At 55.0% G+C, this 8,106-nt stretch carries 11 protein-coding genes; 7 read left to right on the top strand and 4 right to left on the bottom strand.

Annotation, left to right across the window (positions count from 1 at the left end; all coding sequences use genetic code 11):
* Positions 1-756, top strand: a 756-nt coding sequence (locus Q7T06_RS10135) for an SPFH domain-containing protein (RefSeq protein WP_304784252.1), incomplete at its 5' end; no start/stop codon positions are given.
* 65 nt (positions 757-821) lie between these two features.
* On the opposite strand, the gene smpB is transcribed toward Q7T06_RS10135, so the two are convergent.
* On the bottom strand, positions 822-1,271 hold the full coding sequence (gene smpB, locus Q7T06_RS10130; protein WP_304784250.1) for an SsrA-binding protein SmpB: 450 nt from the start codon (positions 1,269-1,271) through the stop codon (positions 822-824).
* A 63-nt stretch (positions 1,272-1,334) separates the two neighbouring features.
* Between smpB and Q7T06_RS10125 the strand changes: the two genes are divergently transcribed.
* Entirely contained in the window at positions 1,335-1,766 is a 432-nt protein-coding gene (locus Q7T06_RS10125) for a type II toxin-antitoxin system RatA family toxin (protein WP_304784249.1), read from the top strand.
* Positions 1,759-2,067 carry an RnfH family protein gene (locus Q7T06_RS10120; RefSeq protein WP_304784246.1) on the top strand — a complete coding sequence of 103 codons (309 nt, stop codon included), beginning with the start codon at positions 1,759-1,761 and terminating at the stop codon, positions 2,065-2,067. The genes Q7T06_RS10125 and Q7T06_RS10120 overlap by 8 nt, the downstream gene beginning before the upstream one ends.
* Before the next feature lie 28 nt (positions 2,068-2,095).
* Here Q7T06_RS10120 and Q7T06_RS10115 read toward each other — a convergent pair whose 3' ends face one another.
* The gene (locus tag Q7T06_RS10115; protein WP_304784244.1) at positions 2,096-2,581 is read right to left on the bottom strand and encodes a DUF4124 domain-containing protein; all 486 of its coding nucleotides are present in this window, start codon (positions 2,579-2,581) and stop codon (positions 2,096-2,098) included.
* 178 nt (positions 2,582-2,759) lie between these two features.
* On the opposite strand from Q7T06_RS10115, the gene guaB reads away from it, so the two are divergent.
* From guaB to guaA, 3 genes are all read left to right on the top strand, one after another.
* Complete coding sequence (gene guaB / locus Q7T06_RS10110) at positions 2,760-4,220, top strand: IMP dehydrogenase (RefSeq protein WP_304784242.1); 1,461 nt, start codon at positions 2,760-2,762, stop codon at positions 4,218-4,220.
* A 29-nt stretch (positions 4,221-4,249) separates the two neighbouring features.
* Positions 4,250-4,723, top strand: a complete 474-nt coding sequence (locus Q7T06_RS10105; RefSeq protein WP_304784239.1) for a GAF domain-containing protein — start codon at positions 4,250-4,252, stop codon at positions 4,721-4,723.
* 62 nt (positions 4,724-4,785) lie between these two features.
* On the top strand, positions 4,786-6,402 hold the full coding sequence (gene guaA / locus Q7T06_RS10100) for a glutamine-hydrolyzing GMP synthase (protein ID WP_304784237.1): 1,617 nt from the start codon (positions 4,786-4,788) through the stop codon (positions 6,400-6,402).
* 57 nt (positions 6,403-6,459) lie between these two features.
* On the opposite strand, the gene Q7T06_RS13225 is transcribed toward guaA, so the two are convergent.
* Positions 6,460-6,588, bottom strand: a complete 129-nt coding sequence (locus tag Q7T06_RS13225) for an IS3 family transposase (RefSeq protein WP_370652363.1) — start codon at positions 6,586-6,588, stop codon at positions 6,460-6,462.
* The gene (locus Q7T06_RS10095) at positions 6,564-6,740 is read right to left on the bottom strand and encodes a DDE-type integrase/transposase/recombinase (protein WP_370652362.1); all 177 of its coding nucleotides are present in this window, start codon (positions 6,738-6,740) and stop codon (positions 6,564-6,566) included. The genes Q7T06_RS13225 and Q7T06_RS10095 overlap by 25 nt, the downstream gene beginning before the upstream one ends.
* A 499-nt stretch (positions 6,741-7,239) precedes the next feature.
* On the opposite strand from Q7T06_RS10095, the gene wecB reads away from it, so the two are divergent.
* Positions 7,240-8,106, top strand: an 867-nt coding sequence (gene wecB / locus Q7T06_RS10090; RefSeq protein WP_370652361.1) for a non-hydrolyzing UDP-N-acetylglucosamine 2-epimerase, incomplete at its 3' end; no start/stop codon positions are given.

Genomic DNA, 8,106 nt, shown 5'->3' with positions numbered 1-8,106 from the left:
TACAAGCATTCGCTGAAAGAGATTCCATTGGATGTGCCGATGCAGGTCTGCATCACCAAGGACAATACGCAGCTCGAAGTCGACGGCATCCTGTATTTCCAGGTGACAGATCCTATGCGCGCCTCGTATGGTTCATCGAATTACATTTCGGCGATTTCGCAGCTGGCGCAAACGACCTTGCGTTCCGTCATAGGCCGCATGGAACTCGACAAGACCTTCGAAGAGCGCGACTTGATCAACCACAGCATCGTCAATGCAGTCGATGAATCGGCTGCCAACTGGGGCGTGAAAGTGCTGCGTTATGAAATCAAGGATTTGACGCCGCCGAAGGAAATCCTGCATGCGATGCAGTCGCAGATTACCGCCGAGCGTGAAAAGCGTGCGTTGATTGCGGCATCGGAAGGGCGCAAGCAGGAGCAGATCAATATCGCCACCGGTGAGCGGGAAGCATCGATTGCACGTTCGGAAGGCGAGAAGCAGGCCGCGATCAATCGCGCGCAAGGCGAAGCGTCGGCTATCCTGTCGATTGCCGAAGCAAGTGCGGAAGCCATCCGCAAGACGGCAGCGGCGATCCGCGAGCCGGGCGGTTCCGACGCGGTGAACCTGAAAGTCGCAGAGCAGTATGTCGAGGCATTTGGCAAACTGGCGAAGACCAATAATGCGATCATCATCCCAGCCAATTTGAGCGACATCAGCGGCTTGATCGCGACCGCGATGCAAGTCGTGAAATCGCAGGGGCCGCAGATCAAATCGTAAATTGGCTCATGGTGCGGCAGCCGGTTTTCCGCACAAATTGAAACGGCGCCCTCGGGCGCCGTTTTTTATCGCCGGTTTTGTTTCATCGCGGCCTGGATCTCGCGCTGCGTGTCTCTTTCCTTCTCGCTATCGCGCTTGTCGTGCTGTTTCTTGCCTTTTGCCAGGCCGATCTCGCACTTGATATAGCCCTTTTGATAGTGCAGGTTGAGCGGCACCAGCGTATAGCCGGCGCGCTCGACCTTGATGACGAGTTTCTTGATTTCATCGGACTTCAGCAGCAGCTTGCGCGTGCGTACCGGATCGGTGCTGATGTGGGTAGATGCGCTGGGCAGTGGGCTGATGTGGGCGCCAAACAGGAAGATTTCATCATTGCGTATGATGACGTAGGCTTCCTTTAATTGCGCCCGTCCGGCGCGTATGGATTTCACTTCCCAACCCTGCAATACGATGCCGGCCTCGAAGCGTTCCTCGATAAAATAATCGTGGGATGCTTTTCTGTTATCAACAATGCTCATGAGTTTCGGCTAATGGTCGGTTAAAATGGCAACTCTGCGATTCTATCAAACGGTTCATATTCGATGGCGGTAGTACACAAAACAGTCTTGCTGGGTTACAGCGCCGAACAGATGTTCGCGCTGGTTGATCGGGTCGAGGATTATCCTCAATTTCTGCCATGGTGCGGCGGCGTCGAAGTCAAGGAACGCGAAGAGAACCGGCTGGTGGCCGGCATCATGATCAATTATCACGGCATCAAGCAAAGTTTTACGACCGAGAACACCAATGTGCGCCCGGTCTCGATGACGATGCGTCTGCTGGAAGGGCCGTTCAAGCAGTTGCACGGCACCTGGACCTTCAAACCCTTGCGCGCAGATGCGTGCAAGATAGAATTCGACCTGCAGTATGAATTCTCGAATCGCCTGATCGAGTCCATCATAGGACCGGTATTCAACATGATCGCGACCAGCTTTGTCGATTCATTCAGCAAGCGGGCAGAAGAAGTATATGGCTGAGCTGCCTGCCACCCTCGCTATCCAGCTTTGCTATGCGCGGCCGGACCGGCAGTTTTTGCTGGACCTGACGGTGGCGCCCGGCACCACGATACAGCAGGCGATCCAGAATAGCGGGATTATCCAGCAGGCGCCGGAAATTGATGTGAGCGTCTGGCGCGTGGGTATTTACGGCAAGTTGAAAACGCTGGATACCGTGCTGCGCGAGCATGACCGGATCGAGATCTATCGTCCCTTGATTGCCGATCCAAAGGATACACGTCGCAAACGTGCTGAAAGCCGGGGCGCGAAAAAAAGCGCCTGATTGCCAGGCGTGGTCTTTACCCCGGATTTTATTTGCAGTCTTCCAGTATGCGTTTGTTTTCACGCGTTTCCTGCGCACGTTCTGCATCGCTCAGGTAGGCGCGTTCGCCGGATTTATCCATGCGGCTGATGCGCTCCCCCGAATCCAGCAGGCGCTTGTAATTGTTCGCCTGCTCACAATTCTTTTTTCTGTCGGCTGCCTGCTTGGCCTTTTGTTCTGCTTCCTTTTCTTTCTCAGCCTGTTCGGCGCGACGCTTCTGGAAGTCGGCATTCTTTTCCGCTGTCGTTTGCGGTGCCTTTTTGGCTGCATCGCCTTCCGTTTCCTCTGCCGGCTTGGCGGGCGTGCTTGCCTGGGCAACTCCGTTCGGTGACTTCAGGATTTTGCCGGCCGGTACCGAAGCCGGTGGCGGCATGTCGGAATATTGTTTCACGCCTTTTTCATTGAGCCAGATGTATTGCGCCAGAGCGGCGCTGGTGCAGGCGGCTAGCAGGATGGCGACAGTAAGACGTTTCAAACCGGTTGCATGCATGACAAATCCTCAGGAAAAGGCGGGGTAAACACTAGTGCGATTTCGCCATGCTTCCCGTCATAAGTCAATGCATACGAGGATATTGCATGCTTTCTTGTCGCAAGGGCGGGACGGATCAAGCGGATTTCTGTATAATTCGCTTTTGCGCCAATAGGAAAACACTATGCGTCTATTACAAAAAGCACTCACATTCGATGACGTGCTGTTGGTCCCGGCTTATTCCGACATACTCCCTAAAGATACTTCTCTTGTTACGCGCCTGTCGCGCAACATCACGTTGAATATTCCTTTGCTGTCTGCAGCAATGGATACCGTGACTGAAGCCCGCCTTGCTATAGCGATGGCGCAGGAAGGCGGCATCGGCATCATTCACAAGAATTTGACCGCCGCCGAGCAGGCGCGTGAAGTCGCCAAGGTCAAGCGTTTCGAATCCGGTGTCGTGCGCGATCCGATCACGATTGCGCCGACAACCAAGATTCGTGACGTCATCGCATTGTCGCTGCAGCACGGCATCAGCGGCTTTCCTGTTGTCGAAGGAAAAATCGTCGTTGGCATCATCACCAACCGCGATCTGCGTTTTGAAAACGAACTGGATGCGCCGGTCAGCGCAAAGATGACGCCCAAGGACAAGCTGGTGTTTGTATCCGAAGGTGCAGACCTGGTCGAGGCCAAGCGCCTGATGAACAAGCACCGTCTCGAACGCGTATTGGTTGTCAACGACGCCTTCGAGTTGCGCGGCTTGATTACTGCCAAGGATATACAAAAGGCGACCGAGCATCCGCTGGCTTCGAAAGACGGCTTCGGCAAGTTGCGCGTGGGTGCAGCGGTCGGCGTTGGTGCTGACAATGATGAACGTATCGACTTGCTGGTCAAGGCCGGCGTGGACGTCATCGTCGTCGATACCGCGCATGGCCATTCCAAGGGCGTGCTCGATCGCGTGCGCTGGATCAAGGATAACTACAAGGGCGTGGATGTCATCGGCGGCAATATCGCCACCGCAGCTGCCGCCAAGGCGCTGGCAGATCACGGCGCAGACGGCGTCAAGGTCGGTATCGGCCCGGGTTCGATCTGCACCACGCGTATCGTCGCGGGTGTGGGTGTGCCGCAAATCACGGCTATTTCGAATGTGGCGCAGGCGCTCAAGGGCACGGGCATTCCATGCATTGCCGATGGCGGCATACGCTTTTCCGGCGATATCTCGAAAGCACTGGCCGCGGGCGCATCCACTGTCATGATGGGCAGCATGTTTGCCGGCACTGAAGAAGCGCCAGGCGAAGTGATACTGTTCCAGGGACGCAGCTACAAATCATATCGCGGCATGGGTAGTCTGGGCGCGATGGCGGATGGTTCGGCCGATCGCTACTTCCAGGATGCTGCCAACAATGTCGACAAGTTCGTGCCGGAAGGCATAGAGGGCCGCGTACCTTACAAAGGCAGCGTCATCGCCATTCTGTATCAACTGGTGGGCGGCGTGCGTTCGTCGATGGGTTACTGCGGTTGCGCGACGATAGAAGATTTCCGCGAACAGGCAGAATTTGTTGAAATCACCTCGGCCGGCATGCGCGAATCGCATGTCCACGATGTGCAAATCACGAAGGAAGCGCCGAACTATCGCGCTGACTAGGCTAGTGCTGTTGCAGAAAGGCGTATGGAATGACTTCATCTTCTGGCGTTGACTGCAACAGTTCTGCACTTGATGCGGGCAGGCAGGGGAACGAGGATATTTCTCACGCTGTTGCGCGCATCGAGCGGCTGGGGAAAAACCTGTTTGGTGTATCGGCATGCGTGATCTGCCTGCATGCCGAAGTTGATGCGGATGTCGCGCCGGCCTACCCATCGCAGGCGCATCAATTCTGCGCAGAATTGCCTTTGGGTGCAGGCTTGCAAGTGATGCCAGAGAAGTCGTCGCCATTTAACCCCGCGCTGGGCAGGGTCGATCATTTCGAAGTGCGGTTTTATGCCTTGCACCCATTGCGTGATCGTGCCGGCAAAGTCGTCGGCAGAATAGGCCTGATCCATGAGCGCGCGCGCGCGTTCACTGCCGGAGATGGGCACTGGATGGCAGATCTGGTGGCGCTGATCGAGCGGGAATTGCATTTCTCCGGACTCGCTGTCAGTACACGCTGAACTACCTGATAATTATTTGTTACAAACCGAACGCTCAACCATTTCGCTCAACCATTTATCTCATGCACTCGAAAATTCTCATCCTCGATTTCGGCTCACAAGTCACTCAGTTGATCGCACGTCGCGTGCGCGATGCCGGCGTTTTTTCTGAAGTCTATCCTTACGATGTCAGTGATGAATTCGTGCGCAATTATGGCGCGGCTGGCGTGATCCTGTCGGGTGGCCCGAATTCGGTGATCGAGGGCGATACGCCGCGCGTGCCGCAAGCCGTGTTCGAGCTGGGCGTGCCGGTACTGGGCATCTGCTACGGCATGCAGGCGATGGCTGCACAGCTGGGTGGCAAGGTTGAAAACGGCACGATACGCGAGTTCGGCTATGCCGAAGTGCGCGCACGCGGCCATACCACGCTGCTCGAAGGCATCAGCGACTTCACGACGGCAGAAGGCCACGGCATGCTGAAAGTCTGGATGAGCCATGGCGACAAGGTCAATGAAATGCCGCCCGGCTTCAAGCTGATGGCGTCCACCGACAATTGCCCTATCGCCGGCATGGCCGATGAAGAACGCAAAATGTACGCCTTCCAGTTCCACCCGGAAGTCACGCATACGGTGCAAGGCAAGGCCATCATCGGCCGTTTCGTGCATGAAATCTGCGGCTGCAAATCAGACTGGAACATGCCCGACTATATTGCCGAGGCAGTCGAAAAAATCCGCCAGCAAGTCGGCACAGATGAAGTCATCCTCGGTTTGTCCGGCGGCGTCGACAGCAGCGTTGCTGCGGCGCTGATCCATCGCGCCATCGGCGACCAGCTGACCTGCGTATTCGTCGATCACGGCTTGCTGCGCCTCGATGAAGGCAAGATGGTGATGGAGATGTTCGCCGACCATCTGGGCGTCAACGTGATCCGCATCGATGCTGTCGATCAGTTCATGGGCCATCTGGCTGGCGTTACCGATCCGGAAGCCAAACGCAAGATCATAGGCCGCGAATTCGTCGAAGTATTCCAGGTCGAAGCCGGCAAGCGCAAGAATGCAAAGTGGCTGGCGCAAGGCACGATATATCCGGACGTGATTGAAAGTGCAGGCAAGGGCAAGAAGGGCCACACGATCAAGAGCCACCACAATGTGGGCGGCCTGCCGGAAACACTGAACCTGCAATTGCTGGAGCCGCTGCGCGAATTGTTCAAGGATGAAGTGCGCGAACTTGGCGTCGCACTCGGCTTGCCGCATGACATGGTGTACCGTCATCCTTTCCCTGGCCCTGGCCTGGGCGTGCGCATACTGGGCGAAGTGAAGAAGGAATTCGCCGACCTGCTGCGCCGCGCCGATGCGATCTTTATCGAAGAGTTGCGCAACACGCCATTCGTCGATGCGCCGGGTGCATCGCAAGCGACCGACATCGGCACGCCGCACCGCAACTGGTATGACGCAACCAGCCAGGCCTTCGCGGTATTCCTGCCGGTCAAATCAGTCGGCGTGATGGGCGATGGCCGTACCTATGAATACGTGGTGGCCCTGCGCGCCGTACAGACGCAGGATTTCATGACGGCACACTGGGCGCATTTGCCGTATGAATTGCTGGGCAAGGTATCGAACCGCATCATCAATGAAGTGCGCGGCATCAACCGTGTCGTCTACGATATTTCCGGTAAACCGCCAGCGACGATCGAGTGGGAATGAATTTAGGTTTTTCGGCAGCTTGCGTGGACTATCGGAAAAGTAACTTGATTCATTGATTTATTTTTTACAGTACGAGATTATAAATACCTCAATGTATTCAAATAGATCTTGCCTGCTCGCTGCGCGGGTCGCGTAGTCCTGATGGAAGACCAGTTGGCTCTTCAGGTTATTGAAGAAGCCTGCCATTGGGTCTTATCCCAGCAATTCCCTTTGCGACTCATCGAAGTCTGCATGCTGAATTCTCTCAGCAAATTCCGGTAGTCATGGCTGCAATACTGACTATCTCTATCTGAATGATGCAACAATCCTGGCGCGGGATTGTTGCATTCGCAAAGCACCCATCACCCATTCCCTGTTCATTCGGCTGTCCATGTTGCGGCATCATGATTCGACCCCGGCTTTGCTGACGGGGTAGTCACTAGGACTTCAGCTCCCGATAGATTTCCGGCGCGTCATAAGAACCTTTGAATTCGATAGCAAGTGCATCGGACTGCCGCAGCAATGCCAATCTGCAAAACCGCTCGTTCTGACGGAAAGCACCTGACACAGTATCCGCTGGGTTGAACGCCCATTCTTAGGCCAGGAGTATCTACCGATCGGGGACACTCGAATCGGTATTTTGGTCTTTTGAGTTTGATATTGTGGCGACCAATTGTGAACTTTTGAAAACTCGCTCCAAGAAAGGTATTTATCGCTAGACAGCTACTTACAACTCTTTACACTTCGCCATCCGTCGATATTAAGCGCAGGTAATGCAGCTATTGGTCATTAAATGGCAAAGGAAATTTTTAAGTGAAGATACTTTCCATTTTTGGTACCCGACCAGAAGCCATCAAAATGGCGCCGTTGGTTCGCACACTGGCGCAAACACCGGGTATTGAGTCCGTCGTGTGTGTAACCGGTCAGCATCGCAGCATGCTGGAGCAAGTGATGGCTTTGTTTGAAATCAAGGCAGACCATGATCTGGACGTCATGATGCCTAATCAATCGCTCAATCTTTTGTGTTCGCGTATTTTTGCGAAGCTCGATCCGATTCTGGAAAGCGAACGCCCCGATCGTGTACTGGTGCATGGCGATACGACGACCGCGATGGTTGCCGCTACTGCAGCCTTTCAACGCCGTATTCCGGTTGGACACGTTGAAGCCGGTTTGCGTACCGGCGACTTGTCGCAGCCGTGGCCGGAAGAAATGAATCGTCGCATGATTGATGTGGTCAGCGATTTTCTGTTTGCACCTACAGTCGGGTCACGCGACAACCTGCTGCGCGAAAATCTCGGTGGCCGCATTCTGGTGACCGGTAATACCGTGATCGATGCGTTGCAACTGACAGCAAAAAGAATCGAGCAGGACATGGCGTTGCGCATGCGGCTCGATGCGCAGTTTCCTTTCCTGTCGCCGCAGCGTCGCGTGCTGCTCGTCACCGGCCATCGTCGTGAAAATTTCGGCGATGGCTTTTTGCATATTTGCGAAGCGCTGGCTGAACTGGCGAAACGTTCCGATATCGATTTTGTGTATCCGGTTCATTTGAATCCGAACGTACGCGGCCCGGTTCTGCAAATGTTGTCGGATTTGCCGCGCGTACATTTGATCGAGCCGCTCGACTATCTCGGCTTCATTCGTCTGATGCAATTGGCGCACGTCGTGCTCACCGATTCAGGTGGCGTACAGGAAGAAGCGCCATCGCTCGGCAAGCCGGTACTGGTC

Origin of the sequence: Herminiimonas sp. (assembly GCF_030645555.1) — a bacterium.
Lineage (GTDB): Bacteria > Pseudomonadota > Gammaproteobacteria > Burkholderiales > Burkholderiaceae_D > Oxalicibacterium.
Note: the sequence above shows the minus strand (reverse complement) of the source record. Positions and strands in the feature narration are given on the sequence as shown.